The sequence below is a fragment of the Streptomyces sp. NPDC019937 genome (genome assembly GCF_040631655.1).
Taxonomy (GTDB): domain Bacteria; phylum Actinomycetota; class Actinomycetes; order Streptomycetales; family Streptomycetaceae; genus Streptomyces.
The window spans coordinates 35331-53949 of sequence record NZ_JBEYAL010000017.1 but is presented as its reverse complement, the minus strand read 5'-3'; the positions used below and the strand labels follow the sequence as shown (position 1 = coordinate 53949).

Below are 18619 nucleotides of genomic sequence, written 5' to 3'. Positions count from 1 at the left end.
CGACCACCCCAGAGAACCATGTCGTGTGGATAGGGTCAACCAGAATTGTTGTCCACACTCACAGGGGGCGTGGACTTGGTCGCTCGTATACTGCCGAGTAGAGTCCGGTGCACAGGAACGGGAGGCGTAAGGATGCCGACGGTGGACGCAGAGGACGGGAAGTAGCCGTGTCCGGGGACCGGGTCGAGGTCACATCGGCGGACATCGCTCGCATCGTCGGCGTGCGCCCCACCGCTGTCAGCAATTGGCGCCGCCGCCACGAGGGCTTCCCGCATCCGGTCGGCGGTACGGAGCGCAGCCCCCGGTTCGACCTCGCGGAGGTGGAAGCCTGGCTGCGGCAGGAACGCAAGGCCCCCGAGATCCCAGCGGGACAACGGCTGTGGCAGGCTCTCGACTCGGTACGGGGGGTCATGCCGATGGACGATGCCCTCGGCATGACTGGAACATTGCTGCTGCACCTTCTCGCGCACCCGGACGCCACCGTGCCCGCCACCGCCTCCGGCTGTGAGCGTCTGATGCGCACCGCTGAGCGGTCGCTGGCGGAGTCTCCCGGCGCCCGCGCGGGCGTCACCGCCCTGCTGGCCCACTGCCCACGGTACGAGTTCGGCCCCCGGCAGATCCAGTTGCTGACCGCGGCCGCCGCCGCGGCCGCCTCGGATGGTCCGGTGGCGACCTTCGAGGAGTTGTGCGCCCGTCACTTCGGAAGCGGTCCGCGCGCCGGCTTCGCCGCGACCCCGACCCCCCTCGCGGACCTCATGGTCACCCTCGCCGGTCCCGGAGATGGCACCCTGATCGATCCGGCGTGCGGCAGCGGCTCTCTTCTGCTCGCTGCCGCCGACCACGGGTACCAGCGCGTCCAGGGCCAGGAGCTGAACGCTTCGCTCGCCCGTATCGCGGCCCTGCGCCTTGCTTTCCGTGCCGCCGTCTCGGGCGGACCTACGGTCGTATACGACGTGCACGCCGCTGATTTCCTGCGGACGCCGGTTTACCCGCGCAAGGCGGCCGCCGTCATTGGCCATCCCCCTTTCGCCGACCGCACCTGGGGTTACGACGAACTCGCCCACTCTCCCGCATGGGAGTACGGCGTACCTCCGCGTGCCGAATCCGAACTGGCGTGGGTGCAACAGGCGCTGGCGCATGCCGCGCCCGGCGCTCCCGTCATACTGTTGATGCCTCCTGCCGCCGCCACACGGCCCTCCGGTCGTCGCATCCGTGCCGCATTGCTCCAGCGTGGGGCGCTGCGGGCCGTGATCTCCCTTCCGCCGGGCTACGCCGCGCACTACGCCTTGCCGCTGCAGATCTGGGTGATGCGCCGGCCGGACGCCGCAGATGCCCCGTCGCCCGATCACCTTCTGGTTGTGGATGCCAGCGAGGCGCAGGACCCCGCTCCGCTGATCGAGGAGATCTGGTTCGCCTACGTCAACGCACCGGAGGCCTTCGCCGCCAGGCCAGGGGTGGCCCGTACGGTCGCGCTGGTCGATCTGCTCGGTGAGACAGATGTCACCCCGCACCGCCATCTGCCGAAGCCGACTCAACCAGGCGTCTCACGTGACGCTCTCGCCGCGGCCCGGACTGCGTTCGAAAGCGCCGCCAGGGCATTGCGCTCACATCTGCCCTCCGAACTTCCGCTCGCCGGGCAGGGCGAGAGCGGACCTGGTACAACCCGCATGGTCTCTCTGGGTGACCTGGTCAAGAGCGGCGCGGTTGTTCTGCACCGTCAGACCACGATGCGCCGCATCACCAGCACTGAAGAGCCGTCAGGGCCGGGGGAGGCGCGGTTCCTCACGGTGGGCGACATCACCTCCGGCCGCCCGCCGTCCGCCTCTGGGCCGATCCCCGAGGATCCCTTGCGGCATCCACGGGTCAGGGAGGGCGACATCCTGGTACCGGTGATGGCGGACACGATCGTCGCGCGGGTGGCCACCGCCGAGGACGCGGGCGCCTACCCCGATTCCGGTGTGCACCATCTGCGGGTCACGGATCCGGAGCTTGTCGACCCGTGGTATCTCGCCGGTTATCTGTCCAGCGCCGAGGGCAGCCGTCAGGCGGCTTCGGCTACCAGCGCGCTCGGCCTCCACGCCCGCATCGACCCGCGCCGCGTGCGTATTCCCCTCGTCCCGCTCGAGCGGCAGCGCTTGTTCGGGGAAGCGTTCCGGTCGGTCGCACGCTTCACCCGGGCGTTGCGCACAGTGCACGATCTGGGTGAGGAGCTGGCCCGCAATTCGATCGACGCCCTCGCGGCGGAGTTCCGTGTTGTGGACACAGATACGCGGGCAACTCTGTAAAAACTTATCCGTTTGCGAAGTAAACGCATGACCCTTGGTAATGTGATCACTCTGCGTGTACGGTGAGCCCCATGACGGACGACGCTCGCCCCGCTGCCGAAGCGTTGGTCACGGGCGCCGATATCGCACGGCTGGCCGGGGTCACCCGGGCCGCCGTCTCCAACTGGAGGCGGCGCTACGCCGACTTCCCGTCTCCGGCCAGTGGGGGCGCGAACAGTCCTCTTTTCTCTCTTGCGGAGGTCCGCGCCTGGCTGTTCCGTCGGCAGAAGGGCCACGAGGTGACGGACGAAGTCCGCCTTTGGCAGGCACTTCGCGGGGCTTACGGCGACGATATGATCGGTGGGCTCACGGCCGTGGCCCGATTCCTGGCGCGAGTGAACCCGGGCGATGAAGGCCCCGACCTCGACGCGAGCGTTGCCGAACCGGCCGAGAAGCTCGCTGCCTGTGCGTCCGCGACCGAGGCTCTCCAGGGGCTGATCGAGCGTTTCCTGGACTCCCCCCGCCGCTCCGAGGCAGACCAGGTCACCCCCCGCAGGCTGATCAAGGCCATCCGCCACTTCGTGGACGAGGAACCCCTGCCGTCCACCGCTACCGTCTTCGATCCCGCATGCGGGATCGGTACGCTGCTCTTTGCAGTCGCCACTACAGGGCCCGGGCCTGGCCCCTCACGGCGAGGCCAGGAAGCCGACCCTGGCGCCGCGCGCTTCGCGCAGCTCGTCGCGGACCTCTCCGCTCACGACGATACGGCCATCGAAACAGGGGACTCACTGCGTCACGATCGTTGGCCGGGACTCGGCGCCGATCTCGTTGTCTGCGACCCTCCGGCAGCCGTCCCCGACTGGGGCCGTGAGGAACTCCTTCTCGACGCCCGGTGGGAACTCGGCACCCCCTCCCGCGCCGAGAACGAACTCGCCTGGCTCCAGCACTGCTACGCACACACCGCACCGGGCGGCCGCGTAATCGTCGTCATGCCGACTTCTGCGGCCTACCGCAAGGCCGGCCGACGCATTCGCGCCGAACTGGTCCGCCGGGGGATTCTCACCCATGTGGTCGCGCTGCCCGCCGGTATGGCCGCCACGCATGCCCTGCCCGTCCATCTGTGGCAGCTACGCCGCCCCGGGCCGCATGTCAAAGCTGCTGCTGCCGTGCGCATGATCGACCTGTCGGAGAACGATGCAAGCGGCCCGATGGAGCCTCGCCCCGAACAGATCGCCGAGGTCCCCCTCATCGATCTGCTGGACGACGCGGTCGATCTGGCCCCCCGCAACCATGTCAGGCAGATCCATCGTGACCACCCTGCCGAATACCTTGCCGCCCGGCAGGAGCTGGAGCGCCAGGCACGGGCGCTGCTCGACCAGATGCCGGCCCTGGAGGCAGGAGCCGGCCTCGCACCGCTGGACAGTGCCGCCGTCAGCGTCGCCGAGCTCGTCCGCGCCGGGCTCGTCGAGCTCGGCGACGACGTGCCGTTCTCCACCAGCGACCAGCTCGACACCGACTACCTCCAGGGCTTTCTGCGGAGCCCCGTGAACATCCGCCGCTCCACCAGCGCCAGCGGCAGCTACCGGCTCGACATGCGCGGCTCGCGCATCCCGCAGATGTCTGTCGACGAACAACGCCGTTACGGGGCCGCTTTCCGTTCGCTCCAGGAGTTCGAACAGCAAGCCCAGGCGGTCGCCGAACTCGCCGCACAGGCAGTGGCACTCGCCCGCGAGGGACTCACCAACGGGGCGCTCACACCTCCCGCTTCAGACATGCCGACCAAGCCAGGCAACTGACCGGAATGGTGAACATGCACCTGTCTGAGTGAATGAATCGCCTGGCACACCCGCACCGCCCTCCTCTAATCTCTGCCGCACACACGCGAGTGGGGGGCAGGCGTGGCGTTACTCATGGTGATCGCGACTGTCTACGGCGTGGCCCAGCTCCTGGTGCTGGCATCGCCGACGCGATCGGTCCGCATCTCCACCGCGCTGCTGGCGATTCCACTCGGGGTGTACGGGTGCGGTGTCGCGGCGGGGCTGCTGGAGCTCGCGTATACGCGAATCGTGGCTGACGCGACCGGCGCATCGCTGACAGAGGTCGTGGATACCGCAAGCTACACGATCGATCCGGCCATCGAGGAGATCGTCAAGCTCACTCCGCTGCTGCTGGCCGCGTGCAATGCCAGGATCGCCCGGCAGTGGGGCCTCACCGATTACGTGGTTCTCGGGGCGGGGCTGGGGGCGGGCTTCGGATTGCTGGAGGCGCTGGCTCGGTTCGGGCTGGATGCGGACCGAGCGATCTCGCATCCGGCCGGCGGTTGGGCCATCCCAGACAGCCTCCAGGCTCCCTACATACCAGGCTTGGAACAGGTCTTCTCCGCGTGGTTCCCCGCCCCGCAAGGCACCCTTGAGCTGGGCGATTTCACCCCGGAGGCAGGCACCAGCCCGCATCTCGTCTACACCACTGCGGCTGCGCTCGGTATCGGTGTTCTCCTGAGCGGGCGCGGCTGGTTTCGCCTCCTCGGTCCACCCCTGGTGGCGGCCGCAACCGCACATCACATGCTCAGCAACTATGCCGCTCAACGCCCCACCGACCACGATGCGACGTCGCCCGTCGATACCTTCGACGGGATGCTGTGGGTCGTGCCGCTTCTGTCCTTGGCGGTCGCGGCGGCCATCGATCTACGCCGGATACGCCGGAGCAAGCGGACCGTGCCGGGCGTGGTGCTCCATGCGGAGCTGGCCGGGCAATCCGGCTTCGGCGCGCTGGCGGGGTTCGCCGCGTGGCGGGTGCCGTGGACCGCCCTGATCGCCCTGCGTTTCGCCCGAATGCGCCGCGCCTTGCTCTATGCGGCAGCCCGTCCTCCGCACCCTGGTGCCGATTCCCTGCATCGTGCCGTCGTCTGGTCCGCCAGGCAGATCGATGCCTCCAACCACGAAGACGCATGGCGGTACATCAACTTTCGGACGTGGCGCCAAGCGGCCAGATCGGTGCGGGACCGGCGCCGCCCGTGGTTCATTCTCATCAGCCTTGCGCTCGCCCTTCCCTCGCTTGTCCTCCTGGGTGTGGGTTCCTTCCCGGCCGCGGCTGACCTCCAGGAACACTTCACCTCGGGTAACGGCCAGAACATCTTGATGGCCTTCGGTATCGCCGGACTGCTCTGGCTCGGCTTCCAGCTGGTCACGCTGCTGCGCGCATGGCGGGCGACCCGCGCGGTCGCCCTCGGCGAGACGCTGGCCGCTGTGCGGTTCCGGACCTGGACGGCGGCAGGCGGGCTGACGACGGGGGTACTCCTGCTGCTGCGCCTCCAGGGCGGCCTGGAGGCGGACGAACCCGTGATCCGTAACCTTCACCTCCTGGAAGCCCTCAACAACTTCCTGGCCTATCTCGGCTTCGCCCTCATCCTGCTGTCCCTCCTCGCACTCTTCCCACCCGGCGGCGGTCTCGTCCTTGTGGGAGTGGAGGCCGGCGAGGTGGCTGTCCACGCGGGAGCCTTCGGTAGGCTCGGCATCCTCCTGATGGCGGCGTCGTCCGGTGCCGGACAGCCAGGAGAAGGGGTGAGCCGCGGTTCCGAGGAGCCGGAGCAGACGTCTGCGGGAGAGCAGAAGCCCGACTTCAGGGACGCGGCGTTCGACGACCGAAAACTGACCGAGTACGCGCTCAACCCGGAACATCCGGTCGGCAAGAACAAGGCACGCGTCATCAAGTCCAGAACCGGACTGGGCCAAGAAGACGCTGCCGAGGTCAAGCGCCAAATCATGGACCAGGTGCAGCGTGGTGGAGCCCAGCCTGGGAAGGGCGACCAATACGGCCAGCGGTGGATCCGGGACGTCGAGCTGTCCGGGTCCAATGGGAGCATGACGGTCCGGACCGCCTGGATCGTCGATGCCGAGACCGGCGCGACCCGATTTGTCACACTGAGTTTCCCGTGATCAGAGGCAGCAGATGACGAAACTGTTCGACATCGTTCAACTGGTGGTCGACATCCCCGAGGAGGGCCTGCGCTCAGGTATGACCGGCACCGTGGTCGACCTGTACGACAACCCTCCGGCCTATGAGGTCGAATTCAGCGACGCCGAAGGGCGCACGCTCGCTCTTCTTCCGCTACGCCCGGAGCAGATCCGGCCCGTCTCTCAGGAGTGACGACTCCCGTATGCCGCGGCGCCCTGAGCCATTCGCTCGGCCAGCTTTTCCACATCAGCCAGCAGCGCGCCCGGCTCCTGATCCAGGTCAAGGGCGTGTTGGTGTAGCACGGTCTCGGCCCGGCGCACGCGGTGGCTGTTCAGAGCGGCGTTGCCCTTGGCGTAGATCAGATGTCCTTCGGAAAGCCCGAGCGCCGTGCAGTACGCGAGCATCTGGTATAAATCGGCGTCGGGATAGCCGGAAACCTTCTCCGCCTTGTACTTCGCGTCGGCGACCGCGTTGGGGCGCCCTCGGTCGCCGTACCACACGAGGTCCGGACGCATGCGGACGCTGTCGTCCTCGTCCAAGTGCACGCCCGGAGCTTGGAGGCTGCTCCGGCCTCCGTGGGGGATCAGGGCCTCGCGCAGGGCGATGCACACGAAGTCCTCGAAGAGCTTGTTCATGTCGAACAGGAACCCGTCGATCCGCAGCGCTCCTGATCTGTGCTCCGCTGAGGCCCCGTCCACAATGGCACGGGCCAGGTGGAGGGCGGCGTGGTAACGGGCGTTGAGGCGGCTGGGGTGCCACTTCGGCGGTGCCTGTCCGCGGACGAGCGGCGTGATGTCGGCGAGCCGTGTCCGCTGGTGCAGCAGCCTTCGCCGAACATCACGTGGTACGCCCGGCAGGCGCAGCAGCCGGTCGACCCCTGCGCGCAGCAGCCGGTTCTCGGCGATGTCCGTGGTGAACTCGTCGTACGTGATCTCCACGGGCAGTGCGGCTCCGAATCGCCGCCGGATCTGCTCGGCCTCCCGGATGCGGCCGCGTACGACGAGCGCCGTGTCCTCCGTGACCCGGTACCCCTGGAGCAGTCCGCGGCAGATGGCCCGGTCCACTTGGCGCTCATAGGCGTGGGCCAGGGCGGGCAGCACCTCGCGGTGTTCGGCGACGTCGACCTGCCCGTGCCGCCAGCCGTGCGGGTTCAGGCTGTAGCCGAACAGGAAGAACAGCCGGGTGATGGGCACCTTGGGCGTGATCCGCACCGTCACCGGCTCCCCGCCCGGCACCTCCACCCGCACCGCCCCGACCTTGCTGTTCGCCCGGAGCGTCCACATTCCGGCCGTGTACGGGTCCGGGGCGGCATCGACGATGCGCGATGCGGCGAGTGCCTGCCCGGCCGCGTCGGGGAGCCGGTGCGGGACCGGGGCGGCATGCTCGATGAGCTCGATGGGATCGCTCACGAGGAGGGCTCGTCCACGTGGGCCTTCGCGGCGAGCGCAGCCCGTAGCGCCGCCAGCCCATACCGCTTCTCGATGTTCACACTCTCCCCGTAATGCTGCTCCTCAAGCAGCGGCAGGATCTTGGTCCGCCAAGTGCGTTCCAACCCGCCGTCCCGATAAACCCCTTCTTTCATAAGGTACGAGGGGCCGATCCGGAAGTCGGGATCGTCGATACGGGAATTGAGTTCGTCCAGCAGATCGGCCGGCTCGCTGTCCTGGCCTTCCTCTTCGAGCCACCGTCTCAGCAGGCCGCTCGTCGGCTCCGTGCGCGGCGACAGTTCGACGAACGCGAACCGGCGGCGCATGGCCGCGTCCACGAGGGCGATCGACCGGTCGGCGGTGTTCATGGTGCCGATGACGAAGAGGTTGCGCGGGAGCCCGAAGTCCTCGCCGGAGTACGGCAGTCGTACCGACTTCTTCCGGTACTCCAGCAGGAAGTACAGCTCGCCGAACACCTTCGCCAGATTGGCCCGGTTGATCTCGTCGATGATCAGGAAGTGGGGGATATGGCGGTTGCCTTCGCGGGAGGCGAGGTCGGCGAGTTCCCGCAGTGGCCCGGCGGTCAGCCGGAAGGCCACTTCCCGGGTCTTCGGGTCCTCCTGCGGCCGGAACCCTTCGAAGAAGTCCTCGTACGCGTACGAGGGATGGAACTGGACCAGTTTCACCTGCTCGGGGCCGCCGCCCAGGAACTCGGCCAGATGCAAGGCGAGATACGTCTTGCCCGTCCCCGGAGGCCCGTAGAGGACAAGCTGCTTCTCGTCCCAGAGCAGATCGCGGACCTCCCGCAGCCAGTCCACCTTGTGCACGAGAAGCTTCCGCGTCAACTCCTCATCGGGCTCAGGCAGCTCCAGCTTGCGCCGGGCGGTGATCGCTGGAATCTCGACGCTCGGGTCCCGGTCGGTCGCCTCGGCTTCCTCCTCCAGCTCTTCGTCACTCCGCCCGAGCCCATCGATCAGATCCTTGAGCACGCTGAGATCGACGACCTCGTGCTGCACGGACAGCTTCTGCTGGATCTCCGTGGGCAGCCCGTCGTAGGCATAGCTCGTGTCCTGCCACTCCACCGGCCGGCGCAGGTTCGACCGCCCGTCTTCGGAGGGGATTTGCTCGACGGCCCCGTTGACGGTGCCGATGTGCAGTCGGCCTTCGGAGATCGTGCAGACGGTGTCACCCGGCTTCATCCGGCAGAGGAAGGTATACAGCTCCTCGACCAGCTCCAGCTTCTGGTGGTACGTAGCGGACGACTCGTAGTCCTCCTGGACGGCAGTGCGCAGACGGTCTTTGCTGATGCCTTGCGGGGTGCCTTGGCGCAGATGCCTGGCAGAGAGCGTCACCAGCCCCTGGGGGAGCCAGAGCCGCTGGACCAAGTCGAGCCCGGAGACGTTGGAGCCTCGGACGAGCCAGGCACGGGTGGGGCCCCACCCTGCCCCTTCCACGTAATCGCCGAGTGGATGGCCCTCGGCGCTCTTCCAGTCGAACCATCCATTGGCGCTGCGGCCGACGAGGATTTCGGCGGCGGCCGAGGGCGAATTGCATTCGATGTCCCGCACGGTCTCCAGCCAACCCGGCCAGGTGGTGGATTCCTTGATCGCGCCCTCGGCGATCAGTTGCTCGCGGTACCGGTGCGAGGAGGGTACGCGCACCGGGAACGAGGCCACGACCTCGGGGCGGACCGGCGACCCTGCCGAGACGACGAACTTCTGGCTCCCGTTCGTCCCCTTCTCCGTCAGCAGCCGTCCGGTGGCCTGTGGCCCGCCGTTCGGCAGCCGTAACTGAAAAGGGGGGTATTCGTCGGCCATGGCTCTCCTCACCTAGGGGAAAGGGTGCTCTGGATCACGCTACGCGGGTACCGCCGGCTTGGGTGCCGGTAGGGCCCGTTTTGCCTTCTGTGTTGGCGAACCCGATGATCTGGGCGCTGAGTTGTGCTGATGTTGGCGAGGGAGCAGTTGTGAGGGACACGTCGGTGGCCGGTAGACCTCGGATCGAGGACCTGCTGAGTGCGGTGCCGATCTCCGTATCCGAGGTGCGGCAGGCGGTGGGCGGGTTCGAGGGCGGTACCGCGGACATGGTTCTGGCGTCGATACGGGCCGCGGAGCGGGCATTCGCCGAGCTGGACAGGTGCGACGCCGTGATCGACCGAGCCGCGGAGAAGGGGGCCGCGGCCGCTGATCGGCTGCAGCGGCTGCTTGAGGCGGAAGACCAGGAGAGCATTCCTGGTGAGCTGGCGGGGCTGGAGGCCGTCGCCGGGGAAGTGAGGAGCGGCGCGGAGACACGTCGTCTGATGAACCGCGCCCTCGGACGGGACGAAGCGGCTGAGTGGGCGGGGGAGGGCGTGGCCCGCCTTACGGTGGGCGAGCTGCCCGTGGTTCCGTCCTTGTACGACGACGACACGGACTACGCGGATCTGATGGCCATGGCGGGCCGGGAGGAAGAGCTCAAGCCGCGGTTGCGAGCCGTGCACGATGAGCGGATCGGACGTGTGGCCACCCACCTGGTTGCGGTCGTACGGCAGGCCGCCAAGTCCGGTTTCGCCCATGGGGAGTTCGCGCGGGAGTCGCTGCGCGAGGCGGGGCGGGCGTACGGACTGTGGGGACGCTGCCTGGCCGAACGGAAGCGGGACCTGGGGTAGGGCCGCCGCTCTGGGGTGGCGCGGTGTCCGTCCGTTCACCCTCTCGGTGGGGTTCCTCGATTCGTGTCACTTGGCGTGACTGGATCGTCCTACCCTGACCGAAAATCGTTCGCACAGTGGGTAATGGTCCTGGTGCGGAGGGTGGAGGGGAGTGTTGGGTGATGGCCGATCCTAGGGATGAGGACGCGGGCGACGGTGCGGTGGATCTGTTTCGCGCCCTGGGCCGACAGATCAAGGTATTGCGGGAAAGGGCGGGGCTGACGCAGAAGGAGCTGGGGGACCAGCTGGGATACGCGGAGGCGACGATCTCGGCGGTTGAGCGAGGGCTGCGGATTCCGCAGCCGGAGCTGTTGGATGCTGTGGATGACCTGTTGGGTGCCGGTGGGGTGTTGAAGGCGGCCAAGGAGGACGTCGAGCGGGCCAAGGCGAAGGCCCGGGTTCGCCACCCGTCGTGGTTCAAGGACTACGCCCGGCTGGAGGCCGAGGCGGTCGACCTGTGCTACTTCGCCAACCAGGCAGTGCCGGGCCTGTTTCAGACGGAGCCCTATACGCGCGCCGTGTTTGTCGGTCGTCAGCCGCTCTTCGACGACGAGACTGTTGAGATGCGAGTCGCTTCGCGGCTCGCCCGGCAGGAGACCCTGACCAAGTGGCCGGTGCCTACCGTTAGTGCGGTCATTCAGGAGGCTGTCCTACGGGCGCTCTTCGGCGGCAGGGCTGTGCAGCGCGGCCAGTTGGAACGCTTGCTCGACGTTGCGCGAATGCGTAACGTCGAAGTGCAGATCATGCCGACGGCCAGCGAAGAGCACGCGGGAATGGGCGGCCCCTTCACACTCCTCACGCCGAAGGGGCGTCCACAGGTCGCCTACCTGGAAGTGCAGCATGTCAGCCGACTGATCACAACGGCCGAAGAAGTCCGCGTTCTTGCCGCGAAGTATGGAAGCATCCGCTCGCAGGCACTGACGCCACGTGAGTCTCTGCTCTTGGTTGAGAAGATGCTGGGGGAGCTATGAACATCGAGGACGACGCGCCGCTGCACTGGTTCAAGAGCAGCTACAGCGGTGACGAGGGCGGGGAGTGCGTCGAGGTGGCCTTCACGGAACACATAGCCCGTGTAAGGGACTCCAAGGACGTGACGCGACCAGGCCTCACCGTAGGGCTGGCCGACTGGGCGCGCTTCGTTCGGTACGCCGCGCGCGGCTGAGCCACCTCGCGGTGGCCCAGCCGCGCTGCACGCGCTCAGGCAGCCTCGGGCTGTTCCGGGTGTCGGGGCCCGTGGCCGGGGAGCGGAGTGAGGGGCGACATGTAGTTCTCGCCGTCTACGAGCGGGGTATCGAGTGACACGCCGGTCGGGGACATCCGGTCGTAGGCGGCGAGGACCAGGTGCTTTGTGCGGAACGTGCCGTACTTGGCGATCTCGTTGTTTTTGAGGCCGCCGGAGTCGGACTGGAAGGTTTCCAGGATGTAGTCCGTGTCCTCGCGGTTGATCCCGTAGAGGTGGAAGAAGTACGCGTCGAGTTCGGCGCGGATCAGCGCCCGACGCTCCTCGTCCCACCGGAACGGGGTGCCCTCGTCACCCAGGTCGCGAGCGAGCGGTGTCATGTCGTAGGCGGTGTAGACGAGTTCCAGGACGCGGCGCGTTAGGAAGGGGGTGTGGCGCTCCATGGTCTTTGGGGCGGGTACGGGTAGCTGCTTCCAGATGAAGAGCTTCATATGGGCGTCACTGACCTTCTGGCGGCTCACAAAGTCGAAGACCATGGAGCTCTGAGCGGCGATGAGGGCTGCTGTGAGGACCGGTGCGACGCCTGGGAGCATCAGGGGGTAGGTGTGGAGGGTTGGGGTCCGTGGAAGGAATGCCGGAATAGAGGTGCGCTCGTTGGTCGAAGCCGTGACGTCACACCAACCACACAGCCAGTCACGGTCCCAGTTCGCCTCACTCAGTCGCGTCGAGATTCCAGGGACGTCAACGTCCTTGTCGTTCCTCTGAGTCGGGATCATCTCGCTGTCGGCGATCCAGTACAGCGGTACAGCGAGTCGCTCGGCATCCCCGAGTTCATCCTCGGTCAGGTAACGCGGTTGGTTCTGGCGATTCACCGCTGTATCGCTCTTGACGACGTCAGCGGCACGGTGGTTGAAGAAGTCGACCATCTTCGCCTCGTACAGTGGCAGCATCCGCTGTTCGCCTCGCGTGAACGTGTTTGCGTGAAGCTTCCACCCGTCGCGCGAAAGTTGCTCTCGTGTGCGGAAAAGGTCGGCGTCATTGGCGCTACGGAAGAGGTATTTGAAGGTAATGCGCCACGGGTTGTGACTCCGTTTAGCCTCGTCATGTAGCACAGGGATGCGCCGGTAGATTGCAGCGGTCAGGTCGGCGTCACGTCGGTTTCGGAAAATCGGCAGGGTTCCAGTGTTCGGGTTGATGAGCCCGATCTCTTCGGGGGTCAATGCAAACACGCGGTTGGCGTCGTCCAGGTCGGCAGGGTCCAGTAAGAAGAACGCAAACTTCGCGGCCGGTTCGCGCAGCGCTTTGCCGGTTAGAGAGAGTAGGCAGAACTTGTAGCGCGAATCGACGCCGGAAAACAGCGGCTTCCGGTTTTCGAAGTCGTATAGGGAGGCAATCGCGCCCCTCTGCGTGAAGTCGCCGAACAGAAACTGCCCTCCGGCGTTCGTGGCGATCGCCGTCGGAATGATGCACCCGAAGCGACCTTTCGATCCGACGATCGACGAGAATAGCTCGGCGAATAGCTGATCGACCTGCAGCTTGGTGACGCCTCCGGCTGTGAGACCCCTAGCGCACAGCGGAAACACTCCTGAGCTTCCTGCGAACATGAACGTTGCTTTGAGTTTGCGCCGCTCAGCCCGGTATTTCACCCCTGCTTCCGGATTTTCCTCTGCCCATGCAATGATCCGCGCGCGTAGCGCTGCTCCCGAAAGTTCAGCAATGGAGGGTTCGATAACGCTGAAGTATTTCTTGTTCTCGAACTCGGCCCTGTCCCACGGCGGGTTCCCGATCAGACATGTGAAGCCCCCCTCCCAGCCTGTAGACGGGTCGATTCCCGCGGCGGCCGCGTCATCCTCCGGAACCGTGAAGACTTCCGGAAACTCCAGGTGCCAGTGGAAGAACCGGTACTCCCGACTTAACCGCCGGATCTCCTCATGCGTGGCCTCTGACGCCGCCGTACCCGCAGGGTCCTGGAGCCCGCGGAACACATCCTGCGTGATAGCAGGCGGTGCCCCCTTGTCCTTATGCCACACGAACGCCGCACACCACGCATCAGCCACATGTAACGCGTGAACATACCCCTTGGACTCGCGCCACTCCTCGTACGCCGCCTCCTGGTTGCGAACCTGCCGGAGCTTGCCCGAAGGGGCGGTCGTGATCTCGCGCAGGCGGTCCGCGAACGCCGTATTGGCGATCCTCGCATCGGCATCGGGGTCGAACATGCTGAGCTGGTCCCCGCGCTGCTTGTCGTTCAGCTTGGCCAGCTTCCGCGCGAACGCGGGATCGTCGCCCTCGACGGCCTTGAAGGCCTCGTTCGGTATGCCATCGCGCAGCAGCTTCGGCGTGGCCCCGATGAGACCGTTGCCGACCTTGATGTGCGCGTCGAGGAAGCCGAGCGGCTGGCCCGGCTCCAGGGCCTCCAGCCACAGCGAGACCTTGGCCAGCTCAACCGCCATGGGGTTGAGGTCCACCCCGTACACACACCGCAGGATGACCTCGTGCAGCGCGTGTCCCACCCCCACCGGCGTCGGCTCGGGGTTGCCCTCCCGGACGGCCGCGACCCGCTTCGCGATCCGGCGGGCCGCTGCGACGAGGAAGTGACCGGAGCCGCAGGCTGGGTCGCAGACCGTCAGGGACAGCAGCTCCGAGACGATCGCCTCCGACGGGTCGGGGGCACCGGCCGCCGAAGCCGCCTCCTCGCCGCGCTTCTGGGCGTCGTCGATGACCGGGTCGAGGGTGGAGTCGAGAAGCGTCTCGATGAGCGAGGTTGGGGTGTAGTACGAACCGGTCTTCTTGCGGTCGTTGCCGAGCCGGTTGACCAGCTCGAACGTACGATCCGTCGCACTGTGCTTGGGCACCAGCTCCAGCAGCGACTCGTAGATCGAACCGAGCTCTTCGGAACCTATGTTGCGGTAGTTGACCTGACGCCAGCGGCCCGAGTTCGTGTCGCGTACCCGAGCCAGGCAGCGTACGGCGTCCAGCAGATACCTGTTGGAGAGGGACAAGCCCCGCACCGGTGCGTCCGCGTCCGTGTCGTCGAAGAGGCCGCCGAGGCCCGGCAGGCCCAGCTCCGGACGGCCGTCCACGTCGCCCAGCGCACGGAGCACGATCTCCAGCGCCTGATACAGATCAGTGTGGGCGGTACCCTGGCGCCGGGTCGCCTGGTGGCGCAATCGCGCCGAGGAGAAGTACTTCGCGTAACGCCGGCGCGTTTCCTCGGGTGTCTTCGGCGGGTGGAGGGCGTTCCGGTCCTCGGCGACGAAGAGGAAGATCAGCCGGTAGGCCAGACGCAGGAGCGCTCCGTGGAAGGCGTCCACGTCGAGGTTCTCCCGGAGACCCGCATTGGCCGGGTGCTTGAGGAAGCCGGTGCCGAGCGTGGTGATGGCCTGCTGTACGCCGTCGCGGTGGTGGTCCAGCGCCCGCGTGCCCGACTCGATGGCGTCCGTGCGCCACTTCTCAAGCCAGCATGCCGAGGCCGCCGCACCCTCGCCCACCTCGAAGCGCGAGACGTGCAGCAGCCGGTACATCAGCACGAACTCGCTGAACAGCTCGCCATCGAAGATCGCTTCGAGGTCGAAATCGACGTACGAGGCGGTGGCCAGCGCACTGGAGTCGCGCAACAGCCGCATTTGACGGCCGTTAGTGAGGATGCCCCACAGCTGCGTCTCGCGTCGGTTCAGGCATTCCTGGACGAGTGACTGGGGCGGCACCATGCCCGCGCCATCGGGCCGCTTGTCGAGACCGGCGTTCCAGGCAGCCATGTGCACGGGTATGTGGTGCCAGCGGTGGCTGATCGGGAAGGCCTTCGTACCGTCGTCGGCGGGAATGCCATCGGCACCGACGGCTGTGAGGCGGCCGAAGCCGAGCTCGTCGAAGAGCGGTTCGAGCCACTGGGCGATAGCCAGGCCCGTGGGGTCGGCCGGGGCCTCCGCCTCCGGTGCGGCGGGCAGCTTCTTCCTCAGCTCCACCCAGACGGACTTCAGATAGTCCCAGTGCCGCTCGGCCTCGTCGCGTACCGAACGGGAGCCGATGACGCGGTAGTCGGTGGGGCTCGACCCCTTGACGTCCTTGCCTTCCGAGATGCGGATCAGCATGTCGGCGGGGAGCAGGGCGCCGACGGTATGCACCGCGGAGAACACCTGGTTACGGGCGGTGGCGGACATCAGACGGCTCCTTCAGCGGATACCGGGAGGTAGACGTAGGCGCCGAGGATGTCGGCGGGCTTCTGCACGGTCACCCGCAGGCCGCGGATGATCTCGTTGGAGGCGGTCCGGACGCGCCGATGGGATTCGAGGAGTTCGGCGGCGAGCTCGTCGCCGTAGCGCTCCAGATGGGCTTTGGCCTCCGGGAGCTGCCGGAGTATGCGGGTCATGGTGCGTTCGCCGTGATGCGGGTCGGTGTTGCCGGCTGCTTCGGCGCCCACCAGGGCGAGAGCCGAGTCCTGCGGGAGCCACACCGCGTTCGTCGGGGAGCCCTGGAAGGCGAGCAGCCGGGCGTCCTCGGCGACGAGCTCCTGATCTCCGGTGCGGGAGGGCAGGGTGAGGTGAAAGCGGTAGCGGACCAGCAGAAGCGTGGTGCGGTCCTCGACGGCCTCGGTGGTGATGACGCCGCAACGGCGGGCAGGACGGGGGCCATGGGCCTTGGTGTCCAGGGCGGCGTTCAGGACGTGGCCGGCCAGCGCGCTGACGACGGGGTCCGTGCGGACGAGGGCGGCCTCGCCCCGCGCGACCGCCGAGGTCCTACGGAACGGGACCGGCTTACCGAGCTCCACGATTTCGCCGCCGATGACCGGGGCGAGCGCGTCGCGCAGACCGGCCGGAGTGCCGCTCACATCGGCCGTGAAATCACCGGGGGAGCCGCCCACGGGACGCAGCAGCCCTCCCAGCGCCTCCAGCGCGTGCCGCACGAAGTCCTCGACCTCGCTGGCATCGCCAAGAGTGTCGCGGATGGCCGCGACCTCGCGCGCGACCTCCTCGGGGTGGATGGAGCGCTGGGCGAAGCGGGAGCGGGACGTGGTCTCGCGCTCGGCGGCGGAGTTCCAGTCCTTCTCAAGCTGGGACGCCTTGGTGTCGATCGTTTCCAGCGCGTCGAGTTCGAACAGGCCCTCCTGCTCGGGCTGCTGGCCGCGCAGCAGCAGCCATTCCACGATGGCGTCGGTGACGCCGGAGGACATCTCGTCGGGAACGGACACGGAGATGCCGAGGTCCTTGCGGATCTGGCGGTGCTTCTTGATCAGTACATCGAGGACCTTGCCGTCGATGCCGTTGTCGCTGCCGTAGAGGGTGATGACGCGGACCTGGTCGCGCTTCTGGCCATAGCGGTCGACACGTCCCTCGCGCTGGTCGTGCCGGGTCGGATTCCAGGCGAGGTCGTAGTGGAGGACGGCATCGAAGTGGTGCTGGAGGTTGACGCCTTCGGAGAGGCAGTCGGTGGCAATCAGCACGCGACGGGCGGCCGGGTCGTCACCCGCCTCGCTTGCCAGCTCCTCGATGCGGCCGAGGCGCTGCTGCGGCGAGAGTGTGCCGGTCACGGACTTGACCACGGTCTTCTTGCCGAGTTTCCCCTCCAGATACTCGGCGACGTACTCGGCCGTCGGGATGTAGCGACAGAAGACGATGGGACTGTAGCCGTCCGCGAGAAGCGCCTTGAGGTGTGTCACCAGGGACTTCAGCTTCAGGTCCGTGGCGGGCCCCTCCAACGCCGCCGCCCGCTCGGCGAGTTCGGCGAGACGGGCGCCCGCGCCGGTCCCTGTCTGCGAGGAGGACTCGGCTTCCGTTTCGGCTCCGGGGGCGACATCGAGCCCTTCCAGTGCGTCGCTCTCGCTGGAGTCCTGGGTGAGGGGCGCTCCGAGCTTGTCGGCCTCCTCGGCGGTGGCGGCGGCCACCGCGGCGGAACGTGTCCGCAAGGTCTGGGCGGCGGCGCGAGGGGAGGAGACTAAGGAACGCAGCAAGGCGATCGCGGACCACCAGGCGATACGGGCCTCGCGTCGGCCCTGGCTGTCGGCGGCCGTGACGCGCTCGCTCGCGTACGCGATGGCGTCCTCCAAGAGGGCGCGGTACTCCTTGGACAGCTTGTACGTCTCGTCCTTGAAGAAGCGGTCGGATGGGAACGCGGTCTTCTCGGCGAGCCGGTCGTCGGTGAGACCGTCCTCCCTGGTGAGGTACTCGCGCACATCGGCGCGCTTGCGCTGGACGAAGTGCTGGGCGAGCAGCTTGCGGCCTCGGTCGGTGTCCAGGTTCGCCGTGGACAGCTCAGGTTTCACCAGGCCCAGCAGGTTCCGGAACGCGGACTCCTTGCCGCTGTGCGGGGTGGCCGTGACCAGCAGCAGGTGCCGTTCCGCGTCGTCCGCGATCCGCCGCAGCAGCTCGTAGCGGAGCTGGTTCTGCGTGGAGGTGCCGTCGTCGGCGGCCACGCAGGTGTGAGCCTCGTCGACGATCACCAGATCGGGGCAGTGGCGCACGAAGTCGTCGCGGTGGCGGGTGGACTTGATGAAGTCCGTGGAGACGATGACGTTCGGGTACTTGTCGAAGAGCGACTGGCCGAGGTCGAGCCCACGCTCCAGGCGGGAGACCGTGGAGGAGAGCACCAGCTCGGCGTCGATGCCGAACTTGGTACGCAGTTCGTCCTGCCACTGTTCGGCGAGGGCGGGCGAGCACAGCACGGCCAGGCGTTTGGCCTCGCCCTGGGCGAGCAACTCTTTCGCGATCAGGCCCGCTTCGACGGTCTTGCCGATGCCGACATCGTCCGAGAGAAGCATGCGTACCGTTCGCTGACGCAGCGCCATGAGCAGCGGTACGAGCTGGTAGGCGCGCGGCTCCACGGCGATGCCCGCCAGCGAGCGGAACGGCCCCGCGCCGGAGCGGAAGCCGATGCGCAAGGCGGAGCGCAGCAGGCCGGCGGCCTTCGCGTCGCCCAGGTCGGCGGGAGAAGGGGCGGCGAATTCGGCGCTGCGGACCGTCTCGAACGAGGGGAAGACGGCGGCGATGTCGTCGTCCGCGCCGCCCAGCGGCCGCAGCACCAGTATGTCGTCGGCGCTGTCCGGCAGGACGACCCATTCGCGGCCGCGCGCGGTGACCAGGGAACCGGGCGAGTAGACGGGGCTCATCAGATA

The 18619-nt window shown here is 67.4% G+C and carries 11 protein-coding genes; 7 read left to right on the top strand and 4 right to left on the bottom strand.

Annotated features, from left to right (window positions below; genetic code table 11):
* Positions 1-167 precede the first annotated feature (167 nt).
* The 4 genes from ABZ562_RS18865 (at position 168) to ABZ562_RS18850 (ending at position 6410) form a co-directional block, all read left to right on the top strand.
* Positions 168-2285, top strand: a complete 2118-nt coding sequence (locus tag ABZ562_RS18865) for an N-6 DNA methylase (protein ID WP_361480487.1) — start codon at positions 168-170, stop codon at positions 2283-2285.
* A 71-nt stretch (positions 2286-2356) separates the two neighbouring features.
* Positions 2357-4060, top strand: coding sequence for an N-6 DNA methylase (locus ABZ562_RS18860; protein ID WP_361480484.1), 1704 nt, complete (start codon positions 2357-2359; stop codon positions 4058-4060).
* A 114-nt stretch (positions 4061-4174) separates the two neighbouring features.
* Complete coding sequence (locus ABZ562_RS18855; RefSeq protein ID WP_361480481.1) at positions 4175-6199, top strand: DUF6883 domain-containing protein; 2025 nt, start codon at positions 4175-4177, stop codon at positions 6197-6199.
* Between the two features lie 13 nt (positions 6200-6212).
* The gene (locus ABZ562_RS18850) at positions 6213-6410 is read left to right on the top strand and encodes a DUF4926 domain-containing protein (protein ID WP_361480478.1); all 198 of its coding nucleotides are present in this window, start codon (positions 6213-6215) and stop codon (positions 6408-6410) included.
* On the opposite strand, the gene ABZ562_RS18845 is transcribed toward ABZ562_RS18850, so the two are convergent.
* Together ABZ562_RS18845 and ABZ562_RS18840 are read right to left on the bottom strand one after the other, a co-directional pair.
* Positions 6401-7627, bottom strand: a complete 1227-nt coding sequence (locus tag ABZ562_RS18845) for a restriction endonuclease (protein ID WP_361480476.1) — start codon at positions 7625-7627, stop codon at positions 6401-6403. The genes ABZ562_RS18850 and ABZ562_RS18845 overlap by 10 nt on opposite strands.
* The gene (locus ABZ562_RS18840; protein ID WP_361480473.1) at positions 7624-9462 is read right to left on the bottom strand and encodes a DUF4357 domain-containing protein; all 1839 of its coding nucleotides are present in this window, start codon (positions 9460-9462) and stop codon (positions 7624-7626) included. Before ABZ562_RS18840 ends, ABZ562_RS18845 begins: the two co-directional genes overlap by 4 nt.
* Positions 9463-9626: 164 nt before the next feature.
* Here ABZ562_RS18840 and ABZ562_RS18835 point away from each other — a divergent pair, with 164 nt between their 5' ends.
* The 3 genes from ABZ562_RS18835 to ABZ562_RS18825 all read left to right on the top strand — a co-directional run bounded on the left by ABZ562_RS18835 (position 9627) and on the right by ABZ562_RS18825 (position 11493).
* Positions 9627-10292: a hypothetical protein gene (locus tag ABZ562_RS18835; RefSeq protein ID WP_361480470.1), complete on the top strand. Its 666-nt coding sequence runs from the start codon at positions 9627-9629 to the stop codon at positions 10290-10292.
* 161 nt (positions 10293-10453) lie between these two features.
* The gene (locus ABZ562_RS18830) at positions 10454-11302 is read left to right on the top strand and encodes a helix-turn-helix transcriptional regulator (protein ID WP_361480813.1); all 849 of its coding nucleotides are present in this window, start codon (positions 10454-10456) and stop codon (positions 11300-11302) included.
* The gene (locus ABZ562_RS18825) at positions 11299-11493 is read left to right on the top strand and encodes a DUF397 domain-containing protein (protein ID WP_361480467.1); all 195 of its coding nucleotides are present in this window, start codon (positions 11299-11301) and stop codon (positions 11491-11493) included. Before ABZ562_RS18830 ends, ABZ562_RS18825 begins: the two co-directional genes overlap by 4 nt.
* A 35-nt stretch (positions 11494-11528) precedes the next feature.
* Here the strand turns inward: ABZ562_RS18825 and ABZ562_RS18820 are convergent, their stop codons facing one another.
* Positions 11529-15671 (bottom strand): DNA methyltransferase, encoded by a 4143-nt coding sequence (locus tag ABZ562_RS18820; RefSeq protein ID WP_361480464.1) that lies wholly within the window; start codon positions 15669-15671, stop codon positions 11529-11531.
* Positions 15671-18613: a DEAD/DEAH box helicase gene (locus tag ABZ562_RS18815; RefSeq protein WP_361480461.1), complete on the bottom strand. Its 2943-nt coding sequence runs from the start codon at positions 18611-18613 to the stop codon at positions 15671-15673. Before ABZ562_RS18815 ends, ABZ562_RS18820 begins: the two co-directional genes overlap by 1 nt.
* Between the last annotated feature and the right edge of the window lie 6 nt (positions 18614-18619).

Excerpts from the sequence above, each read along its gene's own strand:
- ABZ562_RS18860 (WP_361480484.1), top strand. The coding sequence starts at position 2,357 with ATGACGGACGACGCTCGCCCCGCTGCCGAAGCGTTGGTCACGGGCGCC.
- ABZ562_RS18855 (WP_361480481.1), top strand. The coding sequence starts at position 4,175 with ATGGTGATCGCGACTGTCTACGGCGTGGCCCAGCTCCTGGTGCTGGCA.
- ABZ562_RS18850 (WP_361480478.1), top strand. The coding sequence starts at position 6,213 with ATGACGAAACTGTTCGACATCGTTCAACTGGTGGTCGACATCCCCGAG.
- ABZ562_RS18840 (WP_361480473.1), bottom strand. The coding sequence starts at position 9,462 with ATGGCCGACGAATACCCCCCTTTTCAGTTACGGCTGCCGAACGGCGGG.
- ABZ562_RS18830 (WP_361480813.1), top strand. The coding sequence starts at position 10,454 with ATGGCCGATCCTAGGGATGAGGACGCGGGCGACGGTGCGGTGGATCTG.
- ABZ562_RS18825 (WP_361480467.1), top strand. The coding sequence starts at position 11,299 with ATGAACATCGAGGACGACGCGCCGCTGCACTGGTTCAAGAGCAGCTAC.
- ABZ562_RS18820 (WP_361480464.1), bottom strand. The coding sequence starts at position 15,671 with ATGTCCGCCACCGCCCGTAACCAGGTGTTCTCCGCGGTGCATACCGTC.
- ABZ562_RS18815 (WP_361480461.1), bottom strand. The coding sequence starts at position 18,613 with ATGAGCCCCGTCTACTCGCCCGGTTCCCTGGTCACCGCGCGCGGCCGC.